Raw genomic sequence first — 21,076 nt, forward strand, 5'->3', positions numbered from 1 at the left:
TTGGCCCCTGCCTCAGCGGCGGCGCTCGACGTAGGGCCGCGCCTGCAGCAGCACGATGCGCTCGCCCACGGTGGCCCATTCGATGTCCTGGTCGACGCCGCCGAAGCCGCGCTTGACCGCCGCGCCCACGTTCGCGAGCCGCACCACGAGCTCGTCGGTCAGCACGCTGCGGCCGGCCTCCAGCGGCACCTCCTTCACGCCGCCGTCCTTGTCGAGCTGCAGCGCGCTGTCCTCGGCCGAGCGGCTCAGCACCTGGATCGCCTTCGACCAGCTCGAGTACATGAGCTGCTCGGCCACGCGCCGGCCCTCGACCACGCGGATGCCGATGCCGCGCTTGGCCGAGATGTAGGTGACGTGCGGATGGCCGGCGTCGAAGGGGTCGCGCGTGATCATCACGCCCGCGCTGGTGGCGTCGATCGCGGTCTGCACGAACACGCCCATCAGCACCGACTCGGCGCCGAAGCCCGCCGCGCCGCGCGCCTCCCAGGCCTCGGCATTGAACACCGAGGCCCAGACCTTCTTCACCGCCAGCTCGAGCGCGTCGCCGTTCTTCACGTTGGGCACGGTGGTGTAGAGGCCGGCGCCGCTGAAGCCCGGCAGGTCCTCGGAGTTGGACGAGCTGCGCACGAACACGCCGCCGCCGCCGAGCTGCGACTGCCAGGCCGCGCGCCACGCGGCCGCGGTGGCGGGATCGACCGGCCACTGCACGATCTCGGCGCGCAGCGCCTCGAGCGCGCGCTGGCGCACCAGCGGATCGGCCGCGAAGCCCGGCGCCTGCTGCATGCGCGCGATACGCTCGGCCAGGCCGTTGGCGCGCATGAAGCGGTCGTAGTGCGCGAACGGGATGCAGTAGCCGTCGGGCACGCTGGTCGACGGGATGCGCGCGGCCTGCAGCGCGCCGAGGTTGGCCGCCTTCACGCCGCACTGCGCGCTGTTGCGCGCGCGCAGCGAGGCCAGCGGCAGCAGCCGCGCTTCGCGCAGGTCGGGCCGCACGGCCGCGGCGCCGCCCGGCGCGGCGCTGCCGCGGCCCATGGCGGCCGTGCGCGCGGCGCGCGTGGGCAACGCCGCGATCTCCTCGGGCGTGAGCGGGCGCACCTGGTAGCCCGAGGCCGCGACCTTGAGCGCCACCCACTGGCCCGCATGCACGCGCAGCGCCTCGGCCGCGTCGCGCACGTAGGCATTGGGAATGCCCCAGCCCTTGGCCAGCAGGTTGACGTGCGACAGCGCCGTGGACGGCCGCTCGGTCAGCACGCCCGCCACCGGCGGCAGCGCGATCGGCACCTGGCGCAGCACCGCGATGTCCTCGGGCAGCAGTGCGTTGACCGCGCCCTCGTCCTCGACGATGCGCACCCGGCCGCTGGCCGTGCCGAGGTTCATCGGCAGGTAGGGCTGCTCGCGGATCAGCGCCTCCTGCGTCACGAAGTCGATGCCGGCCTCCCGCGCCACGCGTTCGTGCAGCGTCGAGTTGGTCTTGAACTTCACGGGCGCGAAGAAGCTGGCCTTCACCGCGCGGTCGGCCTCGCGCAGCAGCGGCGCGGTGAGGCGGTCGCCTTCCCAGAATTCGTAGCCGAAGCCCGCGACGTTCTGCTGCCAGCTCAGCGTGCCGAACAGGAAGCGGCGGTCGGGCACGAGGTAGTTGCGATCGATCTCGCGCTTGCCCGCGTGGGGCGCCAGGCCGGTATCGCGCACGAAGCGCACATGCAGCTGCCAGCGCGGCGTGTCGAGGTAGTACACGCGCGGCGCCGGCTTCGCGCGCCGGTCGATCACGAACAGCACATGCGGCAGCGCCATCGGCGTGCCGGCATCGTAGGTGCGCGCGAGCGCGTCGAAGTCGGCGCGGCTGGCGAGCGCAGGCAGCGACGAGGCGCCGCCGGCGGGACGCACGGGCGAGGCCGACTCCTCCACGCGCTTTTGCGCGTCATAGAACGAGGGCTTGCGCGCGAGCTGCGCATCGGCGGGCAGGGGCGCGAGAACGGACAGCCACGACACGAGCAGCGCAAGCCGGCACGCAACCGCGCCGCGTGGAAGGTGCCTGGGGTCGTTGTTCTTCATGCGGATGTCTCTGTCCTTCTTTGCCGACGAGCGCGGATTCTCGCTCGGCCGCCGCCGACACGCGCAGCTCCTCGGAACCCGTTCCAAGCCCCGTGCCCGGCAGCGGTCATCGACGCGGGCTACAGTGCGCTCGCAAAGGAGAGCCTTGTTCCATGTCCACCCCCTACGACTTCGATCTCTTCGTCATCGGCGGCGGCAGCGGCGGCGTGCGCGCCGCGCGCATGGCCGCGCAGACCGGTGCCCGCGTCGGCCTGGCCGAGGCCGCCGAGCTCGGCGGCACCTGCGTCAACGTCGGCTGCATTCCCAAGAAGCTCTACAGCTACGCGGCCGGCTATGCCGAATCCTTCGAGGAAGCGGCGGGCTACGGCTGGCAACTGCCCGGCGAGCCGGTGTTCGACTGGCCGCACCTGAAGTCGCAGCGCGCCAAGGAGATCTCGCGGCTCAACGGCATCTACGCCTCGCTGCTCAAGAACTCGGGCGTCACGCTGGTCACGGGCTGGGCGCAGCTCGCCGACGCCCACACGGTGGAGGTCGACGGCAAGCGCTACACCGCGCGCCACCTGCTGGTGGCCACCGGCGGCACGCCCTTCGTGCCCGACATCCCGGGCCGCGAGCACATCGTGACCTCCGATGCGATGTTCGACCTCGACCCGTTCCCGCGCCGCCTGCTGGTGGTGGGCGGCGGCTACATCGCCTGCGAATTCGCCTCGATCTTCAACGGGCTCGACGCGAAGGTCACGCTGCTGCACCGCCGCGCGCACCTGCTGACCGGCTTCGACGACGACGTGCGGCAGTTCCTCGCCAACGAGATGGGCAAGGCCGGCGTCGACGTGCGCCTGAACTGCGAGGTGGCCTCGGTCACGCGCACCGCCGACGGCCTGGTGGCCACGCTCGCGCGCGGCCAGCAGATCGAGGCCGACACGGTGCTGTTCGCCACCGGCCGCGTGCCCAACACGCAGGGCCTGGGCCTCGAGGCCGCGGGCGTGGCGCTCGACGAGCGCGGCGCGATCGCGGTCGATGCGCACTACCGCAGCTCGGTGCCTTCGATCTATGCCGTGGGCGACGTCTCCACGCGCGTGCAGCTCACGCCGGTGGCGCTGGCCGAGGCGATGGTGGTGGTCGACGAACTGTTCGGCAAGGGCAAGCGCCGGCTCGACTACGAGTTCATTCCCACCGCCGTGTTCACGCACCCGAACATCGGCACCTGCGGCTACGGCGAGCTCGACGCACGCGCGAAGTTCGGCCAGGTCACGGTGTTCTCGAGCGAGTTCAAGTCGCTGCGCCACACGCTGTCGGGCCGCAGCGAGCGCACCTTCATGAAGCTGGTGGTCGACACCAAGAGCGACCGCGTGGTGGGCCTGCACATGGTGGGCGCCGACGCGGGCGAGGTGGTGCAGGGCTTCGCGGTCGCGATGCGCGCGGGCGCCACCAAGGCGATGTTCGACAGCACGGTGGGCATTCACCCGACCGCGGCCGAGGAGTTCGTGACGATGCGCGAGCCGATGCCCGGCTGAGGCCCGGTTCAGGCCCGCGCCTGCTTGTCCTCGAGCAGCCGCACCAGCGTCCACAGCAGCCGGTTGGCCGGCACCGGCACGCCCAGCGCCTCGCCGCGGCGCAGCACGAAGCCGTTGAGATGGTCGATCTCGCTGCGCTTGCCGCGCGCGAGGTCCTGCGCGGTCGAGGAGAACTGCGCGGGCATGGTGCGCGCGATGCCCGCCACCGCGGCATCGATGTCGCCCGGAATCGTCACGCCCTCGGCCCGCGCGACCGCGAGGCATTCGGCCACCACGTCGCGCAGCACGCCGGGCACGCCCTCGTTGCGCACCAGCACGCCGTAGGGCAGCTGCGTGATCGCCGACAGCGCGTTGTAGGCGCAGTTGAGCACCAGCTTGGCCCACAGCGCGCCGCGCACGTTGCCGGATATCTCCGTCGGCACGCCGGCCGCGCGCAGCGCCTGCGCGACTTCCTCGCCGCGGGCCGAGGGCGCGATCACGAGTTCGCCGCGGCCGTTGTGCTTGACGTGGCCCGGGCCCGCCATGCCGGTCGCGACATAGACCACGGCCGCGGCCACCTCGTGGGCCCGCAGCACGGAACGCGCGCGCTCGTCGTTGTCCACGCCGTTCTGCAGAGTGAGCACCAGCGCGCCGGGCGCGAGGTGCGGCGCGATCTGCGCGGCCGCGGCCTCGGTGTCGGTCGACTTGACGCAGAACAGCACGAGGTCGGCGCCCCGCACGGCGTCGGTCTCGGTGCTCGCGGCCATGGGCACGTGTTCGTCGAAGGTCTGGGCCTCGAGGCGCAGGCCGCGGGCCCGCACGGCCTCCACGTGCGCGGGCCGGCCGATCAGCACCACCTCGTGGCCCGCGCGCGCCAGCATGGCGCCGTAGTAGCAGCCGACCGCGCCGGCGCCCATGACTGCGACTTTCATCGATGCATCGTCCTTGTCGTGATGAGGGATGGCGAGCGTAACCACTCGCGCGATTTCATGCCTCGGCCTCCACGCCGCGCGACTTCTGGCCTTCGTCGAGCAGCCAGGCGCGAAAGGCAGCGAAGGCCGGCAGGTCGAGCCGGTCGGGCCGGTAGCAGAGGTAGTGGCCCTGGTTCACGCCGACCGGCGTGCCGCAAGGACTGAGCAGCGAGCCCTCGGCGAACTCCTCCTGCACCAGCAGCTTCGGCACCAGGCCGATGCCCAGGCCGTTGAGCGCGGCCTGGATCAGCGCCGAGTACTGCGCGAAGCGCGGGCCGGCCACGGTCTGCACCTCGGGCACGCCATGCTGCGCGGCCCACTGGCGCCACGCGGTGGGCGCGCCCTCGTGATGCAGCAGCGTGTGGCCGAGGATGTCGGCCGGCTGCGCGATGCGGTGCCGCCCCTCGACCAGCGAGCGCGCCACGATCAGCACGAACTCGCGGCCCGCGATGTATTCGGACACCACGCCGGGCCAGCCGTCGGGGCCGTAGCGGATCGCCGCGTCGACCCCGGCCGGGATGCCGTCGCTGGGCTCGAGATGGCGGCTGAAGCTCAGCATGACGTGGCGGCTCTTCTGGCTGAAGGCCGGCAGCCGCGGGATCAGCCACTTGGTGAGGAAGGTGGGCACGCTCGCGAGCGTGAGCAGGCCGGCGCCGGCATCGCCCGAGCGCGCCTCGAAGGTGGCGGTCTCGATCGCGCGCAGGCCGCCGGCGATCTTCTGCCAGTAGACGCGGCCCTGCGGCGTGAGCTGCACGCCGCGCCCGTTCTTCTGCAGCAGGGCGCGGCCGAGGAAGGCCTCGAGCCCCGCGATCTGCTTGCTGACCGCGCTCACGGTGATGCACAGGGCGCCGGCCGCGAGCGTCAGGCTCTCGTGGCGCGCCACCGCGTCGAAGGCCAGCAGCTCCTGGATGGTGGGGCAGTCGCGCTTCATGCATGGCTCCGGTTGATGAAAGTTCGGTGAAAAACAGTTGCCAACAGCTCAAGTGTCGTCATCCAACTTTCACCCATGAATACCAAGGTGCTTCCTAGAATTCAGGCCGATGCGGCGGAAGACCCAACGCAGACAGTAGCGCATCCGGAAAGTATGCCGGCCGCGCGTGACACGGAGACAACCCTTGGTTCGCGGCATCTCGCTCCTCTACGGCCTGTACCTGCTGCTGCCCATCGCCCTGCTGCTGGTCGGCAGCGTGGGCGGCAACTGGACCAACACGCTGCTGCCCACGGGCCTGACCGGGCAGTGGTATGTCGACCTCTGGCTCGACACCTCGTTTCGCAAGGCCTTCGTGAGCAGCCTGGTGGTGGCGCTGTCGGCCTGCGCGATCAACACCGTGCTGGCGCTGCCGCTGGCCTATGCGCTGTACCACGGCGCTCGGCGCGGCGGCAGCCTGGCGGCGCGCATCGTGAGCGCCACGCCGGTGGCGGTGCCGGCGATCACGCTGGCCTTCGGCTACATGATCGTGTTCAACACCGACCTCGCGCCCTGGCTGGGCTCGATGCCGCTTCTGATCGCGGCGCACGCGATCCTCACGCTGCCCTACCTCACGAACACGCTGCTGACCGACCTGCGCCACCTCGACCTGGACCGGCTCGAGCAGGCCGCGGCCACGCTCGGCGCCTCGGGCTGGCAGCAGTTCAGCGGCATCGTGCTGCCGAGCCTGCGCCAGAGCCTGATCAGCGGGCTGGTGATGGTGGCGGCGATCTCGGTCGGCGAGTTCGGCGTGTCGAACCTGCTCACCAGCTTCCAGAACCGCACCTACCCGGTGGTGCTGCTGCAGGCCTTCTACGGCGCCACGGGCTTCGCCTGCGCGGCCACGGTCATCCTCCTGGTGCTGGCGAGCGCGTCGGCGCTTCTTTCCTCCTCCCTGGTGAAGCAACGCGCCGTCACGCCATGAGCCTCCTCCTCGACACGGTCAGCTACAACTACCCCGGCAGCACGCACGGGCTGCACGAGGTCTCGCTCGACGTGCGCACCGGCGAGCTGGTCGCGGTGATCGGGCCCAGCGGCTCGGGCAAGTCGACCCTGCTCAAGCTGGTGTCGGGCCTCGAGACCGGCCACACGGGCCGCATCGCGCTCGACGGCGAGGACATGTCGCGCACGCCGGTGCACCGGCGCCACATCGGTATGGTGTTCCAGAGCTATGCGCTGTTCCCGCACCTGAGCGTGCTCGACAACGTGGCCTACGGCCTCAAGCTGCGCAAGGTGGCGACCGCCGAGCGCCGCCAGCGCGCGCAGGCGCTGCTCGACACCGTGGGCCTGGGCGAGTACGCGCAGCGCGCCGTCGCGCAGCTCTCGGGCGGGCAGCAGCAGCGCGTGGCGCTGGCGCGCGCGCTCGCGATCGACCCGCGCGCGCTGCTGCTCGACGAGCCGCTGTCGGCGCTCGATGCCGGCGTGCGCGGCCACCTGCGCGATCAGATCCGCGCGATCCAGCAGCGCTTCGGCGCCACCACGCTGCTGGTCACGCACGACCAGGAAGAGGCGCTCGCCATGGCCGACCGCGTGGCGATGCTCAAGGACGGCCGGCTGCTGCAGATCGCCACGCCGCGCGAGATCTACGAGCAGCCCGCGAGCCGCGCGGTGGCCGAGTTCGTCGGGCTCTCGACGATCCTGCCGGCCAGGGTCGCGGGCCTCAACAAGCTGGACCTGGGCTTCGCCCAGCTCGCGGCGCCCACCGGCATGCGCGCGCCCGGCACCGCGCTGCACGTGCTGGTGCGGCCCGAGCACATCGCGGCCGATCCCGCGCCCGGCACGCCGAACCGCATCGCGGGCCGCTGCGGCGCGCAGCGCTACCTGGGCTCGCTGACGCGCTACGACTTCGAGGTGCCGGGCGCGCCCAGGCCCTTTCTCGCCGAATCGGCGCGGCCGGCCACGGACGCCATCGCGATCGCGCCCGAACACCTTCGCCTGCTCGACCACTGAATCATCTACTCCCGAGGAGTCACTCATGCAACGCAGACATCTGATCCAGGCCGCCGGCGCCCTGCCCGTGCTGGCGCTCGCGCGCACCGCCTTCGCCTTCGACGGCCCCGAGCTCTACGCGGGCGAGAAGGCGCTCTACGCCGAGGCGCAGAAGGAAGGCCTGTGCGTCTCCTTCGACACCGGCCCCGAATGGGCCAACTGGAAGTCGCTGTTCCGCGACTTCAAGAAGCGCTATCCCGAGATCGAGCTGACCTACAACGACATCGGCTCGGCCGCCACCGTGGTCGCGCTGGAAAAAACGAAACGCCGCCCGCAGGCCGACACCGCCTACTACTTCGCGGCCTCGGCCGTCGATGCCGCGAAGAAGGACGTGGTCGCGCCGTTCAAGCCCGTCAACTTCGACAAGCTGCCGGCCGTGTTCCGCGAGGCCGAGGGCCGCTGGTTCACCATCCACACGCTCAACATCGCGTTCCTCGTGAACAAGAAGCTGGTGAAGAACGTGCCCACCGGCTGGGCCGACCTGCTCAAGCCCGAGTTCAAGAGCACGGTGGTCTACCTCGACCCACGCTCCACCGGCATCGGCCAGGTGCTGACCTTCGCCGCGGCCTATGCCAACGGCGGCGGCGTCGACAACGTGCAGCCCGGCACCGACTACCTCGGCAAGCTGCATGCAGCAGGCAACGTGCTGCGCGTGGAAGGCACCACGCCGTACGCCAAGTTCCTCAAGGGCGAGATCCCGGTCTGGATCAGCTACGAGAACGACGGCCTCAAGGCCAAGCATGTCGACGGCATGGGCGACGCGGTCGAGGTCGTGATCCCGAAGGAGGCCAGCGTGGCCGCGCCCTATGCGATCAGCCTGGTGAAGAACGGCCCGAACCCGAACGCCGGCAAGCTGTGGCTCAACTTCATCATGAGCGAGGCCGGCCAGTCGCTGTTCGCGCAGGGCTTCGTGCGGCCCGCGGTGCCGGGCACGCCGCTGTCCGCCGACGTCGCGGCCAAGATGCCGGCCGCGCCGCAGATCAAGCCGCTCGACGTGGTGAAGGCCTCGGAGCGCAAGGCCGAGCTCGACAAGCTCTGGGCCCAGGCCGCGCTGGGGAAGTAGGCGCTTCGTGATGAGACGCTTCGGTGCCTGGCCCGCCTGGGCCTTCATGGCGCTGTTCTTCGCGGTGCCGCTGGCGGCACTGCTGCCCGAGGCCTTCGCCGAGCGCGGCAGCGCCTTCGGCCGGCTGGTGGGCAACCCGCTGTTCTTCGGCGCGTTGCGCAACACGCTGGCGCTCGGGCTGGCGGCGGGCGCGGTGTCGGCGCTGGTCGGCACCTGCATCGCGATCGAGCTCGCGCGCCAGCCGGCCGCGCGGCGCCAGTGGCTGATGACCCTGCTGGGCCTGCCGCTGGCCTTCTCGGGGCTGGTGATCGCCTACGGCTTCATCCTGGCCTTCGGCCGCGCGGGCTTCGTGACCCAGCTCATGGCCGGGCTCGGCGCCGATCCTGCCGTGCTCGGCAGCTGGATCTACAGCGTGTCGGGCCTGGGCTTCGCCTATGCCTACTACCTGATCCCGCGCGTGGCGCTGTCGCTGTACCCGGTGTTCGCCAACCTCGACCCGCGCCCGGCGCAGGCCGCGCGCACGCTCGGCGCCTCGCGCGCCCGCGCCTTCTGGGACACGGTGCTGCCCGAGGTCGCGCCCTCGGTGCTGTCGAACGCCTGCATGGTGGCCGCGATCGCGATGGGCACCTACGGCACGGCGCTGGCGCTGGTGGGCACGCAGCTCAACATCCTGCCGCTGATGCTCTTGGCGCAGGTGGGCGATGGCGGTTCCGATTTCGCGGTGGCGGCGGCGCTGTCGCTGGTGCTGATGGTGGTGTGTGTGATCGTGATGGGAGTGGGCGATGTGCTTACGCGAAGGCGCGAACGCGGTGCAGTGGTCGGCGCCGGTCATTGAGGCGCTGGCGCGCCTCGCGCAACGGCAGCGCGGGCCCGATCGCCATCGCCAGCCGGTGGCGATCATCGGTCCCGGCGATGGCGGCCCGGCCGAGTGCGAGGCCGCCTATGCGGTCGCGCATGCGCTGGCCGGCGCGGGCATGGCGGTGGTGTGCGGCGGGCGCGGCGGCGTGATGGCCGCGGCCTCGCGCGGCGCCGCCGAGGCCGGCGGCATCGCCGTGGGCATCCTGCCCGAGGACGACGACCGCAACGCCAACGAATGGCTCAGCGTCGCCATCCCCACCGGCATGGGCGAGCTGCGCAACGGCATCGTCGCGCGCAGCGGCCTGTGCCTGGTCGCCATCGGCGGCAACATGGGCACGCTGTCGGAAATGGCGATGGGCCTCAAGTGGGGCAAGCCGGTGTTCGTGATGCACGGCGACGTCGAGCTGCCGGGCGCGGTGCCCGCGACGGATGCGGACGACATGCTCGCGAAGGTGCTGGGCTGCCTGCTGGCCTGAAGGGCGAGCCGGCCGGAAGCGTTCCGAAAGCGGTCACGACGGCATTGCACAATGCCGCCATGCCCTACATGCCCCCCTTCGTCGCACCCGCCCGCTTCACCGACGCCGCCGCCGCGCTCGACCAGGTGAAGGCCATCTACCAGGGCGGACTCGCCCATCTGCGCGAATCGATGCTGCGCTTCGTGGACGGCGACGAGCTGCCGGGCCGCGTGCGCGCCTGCTATCCCTTCGTGCGGGTCCACACCCACACGGTGGCGCGCCACACGCCGCCGGCCAATGCCGGCCTGAGCTACGGCTTCGTGGCCGGACCGGGGCGCTACGAGACTACGCTGACGCGGCCCGATCTCTATGCGCGCTACTACCTCGACCAGTTCCGGCTGCTGCTCGAGAACCACCAGGTGGAGCTCGAGGTGGGCACCAGCACGCAGCCGATCCCGATCCATTTCTCGTTCGCCGAGAACGACCACATCGAGGGCACGATGAGCCCCGAGCGGCGCGCGCTGATGCGCGACGTGTTCGACCTGCCCGACCTCGGCGCGATGGACGACGGCATCGCCAACGGCACCTTCGAGGCGCTGCCCGGCGAGGCACAGCCACTGGCGCTGTTCACCGGCGCGCGCGTCGACTACTCGCTGCACCGGCTGCGCCACTACACGGGCACCCTGCCCGACTGGTTCCAGAACTTCGTGCTGTTCACCAACTACCAGTTCTACATCGACGAGTTCGTGCGCCTGGGCCACGAGGCGATGGCCGACGAGAACAGCGAGTACATCGCCTTCATCGAGCCGGGCAACGTGGTGACGCGCCGGCGCGGGCTCTCCGCCGGCGCCAGCGCCACCTTCGGCCACCTGCTCGACGGCAGCCAGGGCACGGCGCCGCCGCGGCTGCCGCAGATGCCGGCCTACCACCTGGTGCGCGAGGACTACAGCGGCATCACCATGGTCAACATCGGCGTCGGCCCGGCCAATGCCAAGACCATCACCGACCACATCGCGGTGCTGCGCCCGCATGCCTGGATGATGCTGGGCCACTGCGCGGGCCTGCGCAACACGCAGCAGCTCGGCGACTACGTGCTGGCCCATGCCTACGTGCGCGAGGACCACGTGCTCGACGAGGAGCTGCCGCTGTGGGTGCCGATCCCCGCGCTGTCGGAGATCCAGCTCGCGCTCGAGCAGGCGGTGGCCGACGTCACGAAGTGCGAGGGCCCCGAGCTCAAGAAGATCATGCGCACCGGCACGGTCGCGAGCACCGACAACCGCAACTGGGAACTGCTGCCCGGCAACCAGCCGCAGCGCCGCTTCAGCCAGAGCCGCGCGGTGGCGCTCGACATGGAGAGCGCGACCATCGCGGCCAACGGCTTCCGTTTCCGCGTGCCCTACGGCACCCTGCTGTGCGTCAGCGACAAGCCGCTGCACGGCGAGATCAAGCTGCCCGGCATGGCCAACCACTTCTACCGCGAGCGCGTCGAGCAGCACCTGCGCATCGGCATGCGGGCGATCGAGATCCTGCGCCAGGAAGGCTCGACCCGGCTGCACAGCCGCAAGCTGCGCAGCTTCGCGGAAGTGGCGTTCCAGTAAGGCCCGACCCGCCAAAATCGTGACTTAGTTCCGCATTTGGCGGGGCTGGAGGCCCATTCCCCGGGTTTTCCCCTGGGCGCCTGTCACCGACACGACAGGTGCGTTGCGTCATCATTTGTTTACCTTTTTAGACAATCGGAAACAGACATGCCGCACCCGACCGCCCTGCCGCCTTCGCCCGGACGCCGGCGCTTCCATGCCTGGCTGGGCGCGATGGCGGTGCTGGGAACGGGGGCGGTGCGCGCGGCCGAACCGCAGCTGACCGCGAAGCTGCGCATCGTGATCCCCGCCAACGAGGGCGGCGGCTGGGACCAGACCGGCCGCGCGCTCGGCGCCGCGCTGCTGGCCTCGGGCGCGGTGGGCGACGTGGTCTACGAGAACATCGGCGGCAAGGGCGGCACCATCGGGCTCGCGAAGTACGTCGAGAAGTACGACGCCGACCCCGACGCGATCCTGATGAGCGGCATGGTGATGGTCGGCGCGGTGGCGCTGCAGAAGCCGGCCGTGACGCTGGCCCAGGTGGCGCCGGTGGCGCGCCTCACGAGCGACTACGAGGTGGTGGCGGTGCGCGCCGATTCGCCGATCAAGACGCCCAAGGACCTGATCGCCCAGCTGCGCGCCGACGCCGCCAAGACGGTGATCGCCGGCGGTTCGGCCGGCGGCGTGGACCACATGTACGCCGGCATGCTGGCGCGCGTGGCGGGCAACACCGCGGCGTTGGTCTACCAGCCGCACCCGGGCGGCGCGCAGGTGGTGGAGTCGCTCGAGTCGGGCAAGTCGGCGGCCGGCATCTCGGGCTACAGCGAATTCAGCGAGGCCCTCGCGAGCGGCAAGCTGCGCGCGATCGGCGTGTCGGCCAGGCGGCCCTTCCTCGGCATCCCCTCGGTGCGCGAACAGGGCGTGGACGCCGACCTCGCCAACTGGCGCGGCGTGCTCACCGGCAAGAAGGTGACGCCCGAGCGGCGCGCCGTGCTGCTCGAGGCGGTGCGCCGCGCGACCGTGGCCGACCTCTGGCAGAAGACCATCCGGAAGAACAACTGGGACGCCTACTGGATGGCGGGCAAGGACTTCGAGGGCTTCCTCGAGCTCGACACCGCGATGGCGGGCCCGCTGATCTACCTGCTCAAGCTCAAGGCCTGATTCGAAGCTCGATTCGAGGCGCGGTCAGGCGCCCGCGAACAGCTCGGGCATCTCGCGCACGGCCTTCGGCGTGAGCGCCAGCGCGCGGCCGTCGAGCTCCTGGCGCACCCAGCCGCGCTTCAGCGAAAGCTGCAGCCAGGCGGCGCCGAGCGCGCCGCCCAGGTGCGGGCGGCGCTCGCTCCAGTCGAGGCAGGCGCAGGCGAAGCGGCGGCGCGAACGCCGCACCGCATCGACCTCCACGCCCAGGCTCTCGAGCGCGACCGCGCCCTCGGCCGTGAGTTCGTAGGAGCCGCTCGCGAGGCCGCTGAGCCAGCCCTGCGCATGCAGCCGGTCGTGCAGCGCGACGCCCGCCGTGCCGGCCATGTGGTCGTAGCAGGTGCGCGCGCTGCGCAGCCGGCTCGGGGTGCTGGGCTTGAACCCGGCCACGCGCGGCGCGCCGGCCACCACCATCAGGCCTTCAAGCGCGGCCGCCACGTCGTCGTCGGCGAGCCGGAAGTAGCGGTGCTTGCCCTGCACCAGCAGCGCGACCAGCCGCTCCTCCCTGAGCCGCGCGAGGTGCGCGCTCGCGGTCGAGGGCGCGACCTCGGCCACGGTCGCGAGCTCGGTGGCGGTGCGCGCATGGCCGTCCATCAGGCAGCTGAGCATGCGGGCGCGCGCGGGCTCGGCGATGGCGCCGGCGAGGCGGGCGAGCTGGAGGTCCGGGTTCGCGGAGGCGGCGGTGTTCATGCGGCGATCCTAAGGCGCCATGCCATCCCACACTTCGGCCGCGAGCGAAGTGTGGCGGACACGCGCGGCGCAGACTTCGGCCATGAGCACGCCGCACCCCACCCTCGAGACGATGGCCCAAACCGACCCAACCGACCCAGTCGCGGCCGTCGTGCATCCCGATCCCTACCCCTACTACGCCACCCTGCGCGACGGCCCGCCGCTGGCCTGGAACGCCACGCCGCGCCTGTGGGTCGCGAGCCGCGCCGAGGTCATCGAGACGCTGCTGCAGGCCCACGGCGCGCTGCGCGTGCGCCCGGCCGCCGAGCCGGTGCCGCGCGCCATCGTCGGCCAGCCCGCGGGCGAGGTCTTCGGCCACCTGGTGCGCATGAACGAAGGCGCGGCGCACCAGGCGCACCGGCCCGCGCTGCAGCGCGCGCTCGCGGGCCTCGACCTGCAGGGCGCGCATGCCACCGCGCTCGAGGCGGCCACGGGCACGCGCGCGCTGCCGCTGTCGGACGCGCTGTTCTCGATCCCGCTGCGCGCGATGGCGCGGCTGCTGGGCTTCGGCGATGCGGCGCTGCCGCGGGTCGATGGCTGGATGCGCGACTTCGTGGCCTGCCTGTCGCCACTGTCGAGCGAAGCGCAGCTGCGTGCGGCGAGCGTTGCCGCGGCCGCGCTGATGACGCGCTTCGAAGCCCTGGTGGCCGACGCACCGGCCGCGCGCGGCACGCTGCTCGCGGCGGTGCGCGAGGCCGAACCCGCGGGCACGCCGCCCTCGCGCGCGCTGCTCGCGAACCTCGTCGGCCTGCTGTCGCAGACCTGCGATGCCACGGCCGGCCTGCTCGGCAATAGCCTGATCGCCTGGCGGCGCGAACCGGCCGCGCGCGAGGCCGCAGCCTCGCGCGATGGCCTGCAGATGGTGGTGCAGGAGACCGCGCGCCACGATCCCTCGGTGCACAACACGCGGCGCTTCGTGGCCGAGCCGGTGGACATCGCGGGCACGACGCTGGCCGCGGGCGATGCGGTGCTGCTGGTGCTGGCGGCCGCGAACCGCGACCCGGCCTTCAATCCCGAGCCCGATCGCTTCCAGCCGCTGCGCACGCGGCGCCGCATGCTGGGCTTCGGGCATGGCCTGCATGCGTGCCCGGGACAGGCGCTGGCCTGCACGCTCGCGGCGGCCGGGCTCGAGGCCTTGCTGCGCGAGCGCCGCGCCGAGGTCGAGCGGCTGCTCGAACGCGGCTGGCGCTATCGGCCCTCGGTCAACGGGCGCATTCCTCAGTTCGACTGAACATGGCGCCCGGTACTCAGGCCGCTGCCTCGGCCCACTGCCCCATGCGCTCCAGGAACGGCGACAGCTGTGCCGCGCCCCAGCGCAGCGGCAGCGCGCCGGGCCGGCGCAGCACCTGCTGCACGCGCAGCCGCAGCAGCCGCTCGGCGCCCTCGAAGGACGCGAGCTCGGGCCCGTCGATCACGATCTCGGCCGTGGCCGCGACATGCAGCATCTCGCCGCTGTCGAAGTCGACGAACAACAGGCCCGCGCGCGGATAGGCCAGCAGGTTGCCGAAGGTGTTGAAGAAGCGGTTGCCCGTGAAGTCGGGCACCGTCAGCACGCCGCCGCCGATGTCGTCCACGCGCACGAAGCCGGGCCGGCCGCCGCGGTGCGAGACGTCGACGCCGCGCGCGCTGACATCGACCTCGTCGCCCTCGATGGCCGCGCTCGCGGGATGGGCGCTGGCGATGAACAGCGTGTCGGCGCGCCGGATCAGCGCGCGTGCCGCGTCGTCGAGCCCATCGAGCCATTGCACCGCCGCGGGCGCCGAGGCCGGCGGCCGGTAGGCGGGCTCGCGCGCCTGGATGTACTTCGGGCAGTTGCCGAAGCTCTGCTGCACCTCGAGCGTGAAGCCCGCCGCGTCGAGCGCCTCGACCGTGCCGTTCATGCGGTTGCGCCGCCGCGTGTGCGGCTGGATGCCGAGCAGCCCGAGCGTCGCGCCGTCGCGCAGCGAGGCCGCGAGCGGATCGCCGGCATCGGGCAGCGCATCGATGCGCAGGTGCGTCGGATCGGGCGAATGCGCGAAGCCGGCCGGCGCGGCCAGCATGCTGGCCCAGGGCTGGCCCTGCGCGTCGATGCTGCCGGTGACCAGGAAGGGCAGCAGCGCGAAGAAGTCGCGGTGCTGGTCGGGCATGAAGTCGCGGATCACGCGCGAGCCGGCCGCGGCCATGACCTCGCGCGAGCCGGCCTGCAGCTGCATCGCGCGTTCGCCGGCGTGGAAGGGAACATCGATCATGGCGGACCTCCGCGAGTTTCTTCGGTGAGGGTGGACGCGATCAGGCGGCCAGCGCGACGGGCGAGCGCACCATCGGCACGAAGCCCGGCAGCGCCTCGACGCGCGTGAGCCATTGCCGCACGTGGGGATAGGGGTCGAGCGACACGCCGCCCTCGGGCGCATGGGCCACGTAGGCGTAGTTCGCGATGTCGGCCAGCGTGGCCGACTCGCCCACCAGGAAGGGCTGCGCCGCGAGGTGCTGCTCCATCACCTCGAACAACGCATGGGCGCGCTTGCGCACCTCGCTCGGATCGTCGGGCCGGCCGAACAGCGCGAACACGCGCGCGGCCGCCGGCCCGAAGGCGAGCTGGCCCGCGGCCACCGAGAACCAGCGCTGCACCTGCGCCGCGCCGAAGGCATCGCGCGGCATCCAGCGGCCGGGGTCGGCGGCATAGCGCTCGTTGAGGTAGACCAGGATCGCGTTCGAGTCGGCGAGCGTGAGTTCGCCGTCCTCGATCACCGGCACCTGGCCGAAGGCATTGCGCGCGAGGAACTCGGGCGTGCGGTTGGCGCGCGCGCGCATGTCGATCTCGATCGCCTCGAAGGGCAGGCCCAGCAGCGACAGGAACAGGCGCACGCGGTGCACGTGGCCCGAGATCGGCGTGCCGTAGAGCTTGATGAACTGGGCCGGTTGGCGCGAAGCGGTCATGGTCGGAATCCTCGAAGTGGTGGCGTCGGAATGGATTCTTCTCTCTTGCGTCGATCGAAGGAATACACGTCATCGGATTTGACTGCTGCGTTTTTCGGATGAATCCGATCTAATCGCCCGATGGATCGCTTCAAGGCCATGCAGACCTTCGTGCAGATTGCCGACCAGGGCAGCCTGACCCGCGCCGCCGAGGCGCTCGGCACCTCGCTGCCCGCGGTGGTGCGCGCGCTCGCCGCGCTCGAGGCGCACCTGGGCGTGCGGCTGTTCCACCGCACCACGCGGCGGCTGTCGCTGACCGAGGAAGGCAGCCACTACCTGCCCGCCGCGCGCGAGGTGCTGCTGGCGGCCGACGCCGCCGACCTCGCGCTGCAGGCCGAGGCGCGCGAGCCCGAGGGCCGGCTCACGATCACCGCGCCGGTGCTGTTCGGCCACATGTACGTGGCGCCCGCGATCACGCGCTTCATGCAGCGCCACGAACGCGTGCGCTGCAGCGTGCTGCTGTACGACCGCACGGTGAACCTGCTCGAGGAAGGCATCGACGTGGGCATCCGCATCGGCAGCCTCGAAGATTCCTCGCTGGTCGCGCAGACCCTCGGCAGCATCCGCCGCGTGGTGGCCGTGAGCCCCGCCTACCTGAAGCGCCACGGCACGCCGCGCCATCCGCGCGACCTGGCCGGCGCGCCCGCGGTGCGCGGCCGGCTCGATGCGCCCGCGCAATGGAGCTTCCACGAAGGCAGCCGCACGATCCATGTGGCGACCGTCACGCGGCTCGAGTTCAACCACCTCGCGCCGGCCGTCGAGGCCTGCGCCGCGGGCATGGGCTTCGGCACCTTCTTCTCCTACCAGGTGCTGCCGCTGGTGGCGCAGGGCCGGCTCGCGCTGGTGCTCGAGGACTTCGAGCCGCCGCCGCGGCCGGTCAGCGTGATCTATCCGAACGCGCGGCTGCTGCCGGCGCGCACGCGTGCCTTCATCGACTGGATGAAGGACGAGTTCACCGGGCTGCGGATGTAGCCCGGAGGCTCAGGGCGCCTCGGGCGGCAGCGGCCGGCCATCGCACAGCCGCTCGGCGTCGTTGACCATGCCGCGCACCGCTTCCTCGAGGCCGAGGTTCAGCACCGCCATGAACTCGCCGTTGGCGCTGGTCCAGTTGGCGCGCGTGCCCATGCCGTGGTACTGGCGCGAGACGGTGGCGCCGCCCGGCAGCCGGTAGTCGACCTTGATCGCCACGTGCGACACCAGGTTGAGGTCGACCGACCAGGCATGCGCGAGCCGCAGCGAGACCTCGGCGCCGAGCTGGCGGCGCGCCAGGCCCGCGGCCGGCGGCGCGGCCGCGAGCGTGTCGAAGCCGTAGCGGCGCGTGGCCAGCAGCGCGTCGCGCACCCAGGGCACGGCATCGCCGCCGCGCAGCGACTCCACGCGGCGCGGCGTGGCATGCACCGTCGGCAGCATGCGCGTGAGGTTGCCCATGTGGCTCTTGTTGCGGCGGATGTCGTCGACGCGCGCGAGGAACAAGGTGCAGCGCTGCGCGATGCGGAACGCCAGCACCGGCGCCTCGTCGGGCCGCTGCCCGGGCTCGGGCGAGGACTCGAAGACCATGCTCAGCGGCTCGTTCTCGTCGACCGCGTGCGCGATGGGCGTCAGCGCGCCGGCCAGCAGCACGAGCACGGCGGCGCGATGGAAGCGAAGGCGCGTCATGGCACGGTGCTCCGGATCGAATACAGCGCCTTGTCCTCGTCGCGGAACAGCACGCGCGGCGGACCGGCCTGCGTGTCCTCGATGCCCTGGCCACCGATCACGACCCAGGTGCCGTTGACGTTGAAGCGCCCGGTCTTCACCGGCCCCGAGCGCGCGCCCGCGATGTCGAGCGCGAACAGGCGCATCGTCTGCATCACCGAGTCGCGCATCACGGCGCGCAGCGCCTGCCCATCGTTGGCGACCAGCCGCCGCACCACCGTGGGCCGCGTGCCGCCGCCGATCGGCGACTGGTAGATCGCGCCCGCGCGGTAGACCGGCTCGCTGCCGCCGTCCTGCCACAGCAGCGCGGTGGTGCGCGTGGTGAAGGCGCCGAGCCCCGGCTCGAGCGCGTACTGCAGCAGCAGCACGAGGTAGGCGGGCCCGTTGCGCGTGGCCGCGATGCGCGCCTCGTGCTGTGCCTTGGGCGGCATCGCGGGCAGCACCTGCGCCGAGGCGATGCGCAGCGGCGGATAGAGGCCGGTGGCGCCGATTTCGCCGAGCGCGATGCCGGCCTCGGTGCGGTAGTCGTAGTCGAGCAGCGGCCCGACCGTGGCGCCGACCTCGGCACTCATCTCCTTCTGCCGCGCCTGCTGCACCGAGGAGTCGATCAGCGCGCCGATCATGCCGCCGCCGAGCGCCGCGGCCGCGCCGGGCGGCTGGGCCGAGAACATGAAGCTCTCCTGCGCGACCACCACGCGCACGTCGACCTCGGGCAGCTTCGCGCGCTCCGCCGCGCCGATCGAACGATGGAAGGGCGCGCAGGCCGCGAGCAGCGCGCTGCACAGCACGAGCAGCAGCGCGCGCCAGGGCCGCGACGCGGTCGCTGCCGTCATCGCCCGCGGACCCGGAAGAAGAAGGAAGTGCACGGCCTGTGGCTTGTCTGCATGGAAGGTCGGACGAAAGGATGCGTGGACGGACTGCGGCCAGGGCCGGCGAAGCCGCGATTGTGTCTCGCTCGCGCGCGCCATGGGCTCGCGGTGAACCCTGGTCCCCCGACGGACGGCGCCGCGCGCGGGCCTGCGTCAGAATCGTCGCGTTCCGCGGTCCTCCCTGTCTTCCTCTTTCTGGTCCCGCCCGTGTACTCCTCCTCCCAAGCTGCCTCCCCTCCCTCGCCGGCCGCCGCGCCCGCCGCGCCGCTCTTTCGCGTGGCGAACCTGCGCAAGCGCTATGGCGACACCACGGTGGTCGACGATCTCTCGTTCGACATCGCGCCCGGCGAATGCCTGGGCGTGATCGGCCCGAACGGCGCCGGCAAGACCACCACCATCCGCATGTGCCTGGGCCTCACCGCGCCCGACGGCGGCAGCATCGAGGCGCTGGGCCTGCAGATGCCGCGCGACGCGCTCGCGATCAAGGCGCAGCTCGGCGTGGTGTCGCAGTTCGACACCCTCGACCCCGACTTCAGCTGCGCCGAGAACCTCGTGGTCTACGGCCGCTACTTCGGCTTCGCGAAGAAGCAGGTGCGCGAGCGCGTGCCGCAGTTGCTCGAGTTCGCGGCGCTCTCGCACAAGGCCGATGCCAAGCCCGGCGAGCTCTCGGGCGGCATGCGGCGCCGGCTCTCGCTGGCGCGCGCGCTGGTCAACGACCCCAAGCTGCTGCTGCTCGACGAGCCCACCACCGGCCTCGACCCGCAGGCGCGCCACCTGATGTGGGAGCGCCTGCAGGTGCTGCTGCAGCAGGGCAAGTCGATCCTTTTGACCACCCACTTCATGGACGAGGCTGAGCGCCTGTGCTCGCGCCTCTTGGTGCTCGACCACGGCCGCAAGATCGCCGAGGGCCGCCCGCGCGACCTGATCGCCGAGCACCTCGAGCCCGACGTGGTCGAGGTCTACGGCAACGGCGCGCTCGCGCTGGCGAACGTCGACGCACTGCGCGCCCTGGCCGCGCGCGTCGAGGTCAGCGGCGAGACGGTGTTCTTCTACACGCAGGACGCGCGCCGCCTGCTCGAGGCGCTGTCGCAGCACCCGGGCCTGCGCACCTTCCACCGGCCCGCGAACCTCGAGGACCTGTTCCTCAAGCTCACGGGGCGGCAGATTCGCGAGGACGGCTGACGCCTGTGACGCGCCACGCCACGAGAACATCAGAGACACCCACCGATCGCATCGCATGACCACCCCGACCCTCGCCACCGAGCCCTCCTCCTCTTCTTCGCCACCCTCGCCTTCCGCGTGGCGGCCACCGCAGCTGTCGATGCGCTGGTGGCCCGTGTTCCTGCGCAACCTGCTGGTGTGGCGCAAGCTCGCGATCCCGAGCCTGATCGGCAACATCGCCGAGCCGCTGATCTGGCTCGTGGCCTTCGGCTACGGCATGGGGGCGCTGGTGGGGCAGGTGAGCGTGGGCGAGACGAAGGTGCCCTACATCCTGTTCCTGGCGAGCGGTTCGATCTGCATGAGCGCGATGAACGCGGCCTCGTTCGAGGCGCTCTATTCGGCCTTCTCGCGCATGCACGTGCAGAAGACCTGGGACGGGATCATGAACGCGCCGGTGGGGCTCGACGACATCGTGCTGGCGGAGATGCTGTGGGCGGCGTTCAAGTCGATCTTCACGGTGACGGCGATCCTGTTCGTGATGCTGGGGTTGGGGATCAGCCACAGTCCGAAGCTGTTCGTGGCCTGGCTGGTGTTGGCGGGGGCGGGGGTCACGTTTTCATCGATCGCGCTGATCTTCAATGCGATGGCGAAGGGGTATGACTTCTTCACGTACTACTTCACCTTGTTCATGACGCCGATGATGTTCTTGAGTGGGGTGTTCTTTCCGCTTGAGCAACTGCCTGGGGCTGTGCAGGTGGTGGCGGGGTGGTTGCCGTTGGCTAATGCTGTGGCGTTGGTTCGGCCTTTGTTCATGGATCAGTGGCCTGTTGGGTGGGGTCGGCATGCTTGTGTGCTGGTTGTGTATGCGGGGGTGGCGTTTTGGGTGGCGTTGGCTTTGACTCGGAAGAGGTTCAGGGCTTGATTGGCGTTGCTCTTGTGCCGAGGGCGTGCTTTTTTGTTTAGGCAGTAGGCCGGGTCTCGCCCCGGCGGGCGACTCACTTTTCTTGTCTCGCCAAGAAAAGTAAGCAAAAGAAGGCGACCCCAC

The 21,076-nt window shown here is 71.3% G+C and carries 20 protein-coding genes; 12 read left to right on the top strand and 8 right to left on the bottom strand.

The window, feature by feature from the left end; translation table 11 throughout:
* Nucleotides 1-12: 12 nt before the first annotated feature.
* Nucleotides 13-2,052, bottom strand: a complete 2,040-nt coding sequence (locus AC07PU_RS35350) for a PEP/pyruvate-binding domain-containing protein (protein ID WP_495322804.1) — start codon at nucleotides 2,050-2,052, stop codon at nucleotides 13-15.
* Nucleotides 2,053-2,204: 152 nt separating this feature from the next.
* On the opposite strand from AC07PU_RS35350, the gene gorA reads away from it, so the two are divergent.
* Nucleotides 2,205-3,566, top strand: coding sequence for a glutathione-disulfide reductase (gene gorA, locus AC07PU_RS35355; protein ID WP_495322805.1), 1,362 nt, complete (start codon nucleotides 2,205-2,207; stop codon nucleotides 3,564-3,566).
* 8 nt (nucleotides 3,567-3,574) lie between these two features.
* Here the strand turns inward: gorA and AC07PU_RS35360 are convergent, their stop codons facing one another.
* Complete coding sequence (locus AC07PU_RS35360; protein ID WP_495322806.1) at nucleotides 3,575-4,477, bottom strand: ketopantoate reductase family protein; 903 nt, start codon at nucleotides 4,475-4,477, stop codon at nucleotides 3,575-3,577.
* Nucleotides 4,478-4,532: 55 nt separating this feature from the next.
* Nucleotides 4,533-5,447 (bottom strand): LysR substrate-binding domain-containing protein, encoded by a 915-nt coding sequence (locus tag AC07PU_RS35365; RefSeq protein WP_057592576.1) that lies wholly within the window; start codon nucleotides 5,445-5,447, stop codon nucleotides 4,533-4,535.
* Nucleotides 5,448-5,631: 184 nt separating this feature from the next.
* Between AC07PU_RS35365 and AC07PU_RS35370 the strand changes: the two genes are divergently transcribed.
* The 7 genes from AC07PU_RS35370 to AC07PU_RS35400 all read left to right on the top strand — a co-directional run bounded on the left by AC07PU_RS35370 (nucleotide 5,632) and on the right by AC07PU_RS35400 (nucleotide 12,586).
* Nucleotides 5,632-6,408 carry an ABC transporter permease gene (locus tag AC07PU_RS35370; protein ID WP_203203201.1) on the top strand — a complete coding sequence of 259 codons (777 nt, stop codon included), beginning with the start codon at nucleotides 5,632-5,634 and terminating at the stop codon, nucleotides 6,406-6,408.
* Complete coding sequence (locus AC07PU_RS35375) at nucleotides 6,405-7,433, top strand: ABC transporter ATP-binding protein (RefSeq protein WP_495322807.1); 1,029 nt, start codon at nucleotides 6,405-6,407, stop codon at nucleotides 7,431-7,433. Before AC07PU_RS35370 ends, AC07PU_RS35375 begins: the two co-directional genes overlap by 4 nt.
* 25 nt (nucleotides 7,434-7,458) lie before the next feature.
* Nucleotides 7,459-8,535 carry an extracellular solute-binding protein gene (locus AC07PU_RS35380; RefSeq protein ID WP_296788811.1) on the top strand — a complete coding sequence of 359 codons (1,077 nt, stop codon included), beginning with the start codon at nucleotides 7,459-7,461 and terminating at the stop codon, nucleotides 8,533-8,535.
* A gap of 10 nt (nucleotides 8,536-8,545) precedes the next feature.
* On the top strand, nucleotides 8,546-9,370 hold the full coding sequence (locus AC07PU_RS35385) for an ABC transporter permease (protein ID WP_296788809.1): 825 nt from the start codon (nucleotides 8,546-8,548) through the stop codon (nucleotides 9,368-9,370).
* Nucleotides 9,318-9,869 carry a TIGR00725 family protein gene (locus AC07PU_RS35390; protein ID WP_495322808.1) on the top strand — a complete coding sequence of 184 codons (552 nt, stop codon included), beginning with the start codon at nucleotides 9,318-9,320 and terminating at the stop codon, nucleotides 9,867-9,869. Before AC07PU_RS35385 ends, AC07PU_RS35390 begins: the two co-directional genes overlap by 53 nt.
* A gap of 59 nt (nucleotides 9,870-9,928) precedes the next feature.
* The gene (locus AC07PU_RS35395) at nucleotides 9,929-11,446 is read left to right on the top strand and encodes an AMP nucleosidase (RefSeq protein WP_093354454.1); all 1,518 of its coding nucleotides are present in this window, start codon (nucleotides 9,929-9,931) and stop codon (nucleotides 11,444-11,446) included.
* A gap of 147 nt (nucleotides 11,447-11,593) precedes the next feature.
* The gene (locus AC07PU_RS35400; protein ID WP_495322810.1) at nucleotides 11,594-12,586 is read left to right on the top strand and encodes a Bug family tripartite tricarboxylate transporter substrate binding protein; all 993 of its coding nucleotides are present in this window, start codon (nucleotides 11,594-11,596) and stop codon (nucleotides 12,584-12,586) included.
* 24 nt (nucleotides 12,587-12,610) lie between these two features.
* On the opposite strand, the gene AC07PU_RS35405 is transcribed toward AC07PU_RS35400, so the two are convergent.
* Nucleotides 12,611-13,312, bottom strand: a complete 702-nt coding sequence (locus AC07PU_RS35405) for an ArsR/SmtB family transcription factor (protein ID WP_093354147.1) — start codon at nucleotides 13,310-13,312, stop codon at nucleotides 12,611-12,613.
* A 112-nt stretch (nucleotides 13,313-13,424) separates the two neighbouring features.
* On the opposite strand from AC07PU_RS35405, the gene AC07PU_RS35410 reads away from it, so the two are divergent.
* Nucleotides 13,425-14,582, top strand: coding sequence for a cytochrome P450 (locus tag AC07PU_RS35410; protein WP_495322811.1), 1,158 nt, complete (start codon nucleotides 13,425-13,427; stop codon nucleotides 14,580-14,582).
* 16 nt (nucleotides 14,583-14,598) lie between these two features.
* On the opposite strand, the gene AC07PU_RS35415 is transcribed toward AC07PU_RS35410, so the two are convergent.
* Both AC07PU_RS35415 and AC07PU_RS35420 read right to left on the bottom strand, forming a co-directional pair.
* On the bottom strand, nucleotides 14,599-15,579 hold the full coding sequence (locus tag AC07PU_RS35415; protein ID WP_495322812.1) for a pyridoxamine 5'-phosphate oxidase family protein: 981 nt from the start codon (nucleotides 15,577-15,579) through the stop codon (nucleotides 14,599-14,601).
* A 40-nt stretch (nucleotides 15,580-15,619) separates the two neighbouring features.
* The gene (locus AC07PU_RS35420; protein ID WP_495322813.1) at nucleotides 15,620-16,267 is read right to left on the bottom strand and encodes a glutathione S-transferase family protein; all 648 of its coding nucleotides are present in this window, start codon (nucleotides 16,265-16,267) and stop codon (nucleotides 15,620-15,622) included.
* A gap of 120 nt (nucleotides 16,268-16,387) precedes the next feature.
* Between AC07PU_RS35420 and AC07PU_RS35425 the strand changes: the two genes are divergently transcribed.
* Nucleotides 16,388-17,278: a LysR family transcriptional regulator gene (locus AC07PU_RS35425; protein ID WP_093354140.1), complete on the top strand. Its 891-nt coding sequence runs from the start codon at nucleotides 16,388-16,390 to the stop codon at nucleotides 17,276-17,278.
* A gap of 9 nt (nucleotides 17,279-17,287) precedes the next feature.
* Here AC07PU_RS35425 and AC07PU_RS35430 read toward each other — a convergent pair whose 3' ends face one another.
* Together AC07PU_RS35430 and AC07PU_RS35435 are read right to left on the bottom strand one after the other, a co-directional pair.
* Nucleotides 17,288-17,962, bottom strand: a complete 675-nt coding sequence (locus tag AC07PU_RS35430) for a hypothetical protein (protein ID WP_495322814.1) — start codon at nucleotides 17,960-17,962, stop codon at nucleotides 17,288-17,290.
* Entirely contained in the window at nucleotides 17,959-18,834 is an 876-nt protein-coding gene (locus AC07PU_RS35435) for a hypothetical protein (RefSeq protein WP_208514155.1), read from the bottom strand. The genes AC07PU_RS35430 and AC07PU_RS35435 overlap by 4 nt, the downstream gene beginning before the upstream one ends.
* Before the next feature lie 243 nt (nucleotides 18,835-19,077).
* On the opposite strand from AC07PU_RS35435, the gene AC07PU_RS35440 reads away from it, so the two are divergent.
* On the top strand, nucleotides 19,078-20,052 hold the full coding sequence (locus tag AC07PU_RS35440; RefSeq protein ID WP_093354132.1) for an ATP-binding cassette domain-containing protein: 975 nt from the start codon (nucleotides 19,078-19,080) through the stop codon (nucleotides 20,050-20,052).
* A 55-nt stretch (nucleotides 20,053-20,107) separates the two neighbouring features.
* The gene (locus AC07PU_RS35445) at nucleotides 20,108-20,953 is read left to right on the top strand and encodes an ABC transporter permease (protein ID WP_431510676.1); all 846 of its coding nucleotides are present in this window, start codon (nucleotides 20,108-20,110) and stop codon (nucleotides 20,951-20,953) included.
* Nucleotides 20,954-21,076 lie beyond the last annotated feature (123 nt).

The organism is Variovorax sp. GW821-FHT10D07, assembly GCF_059415325.1.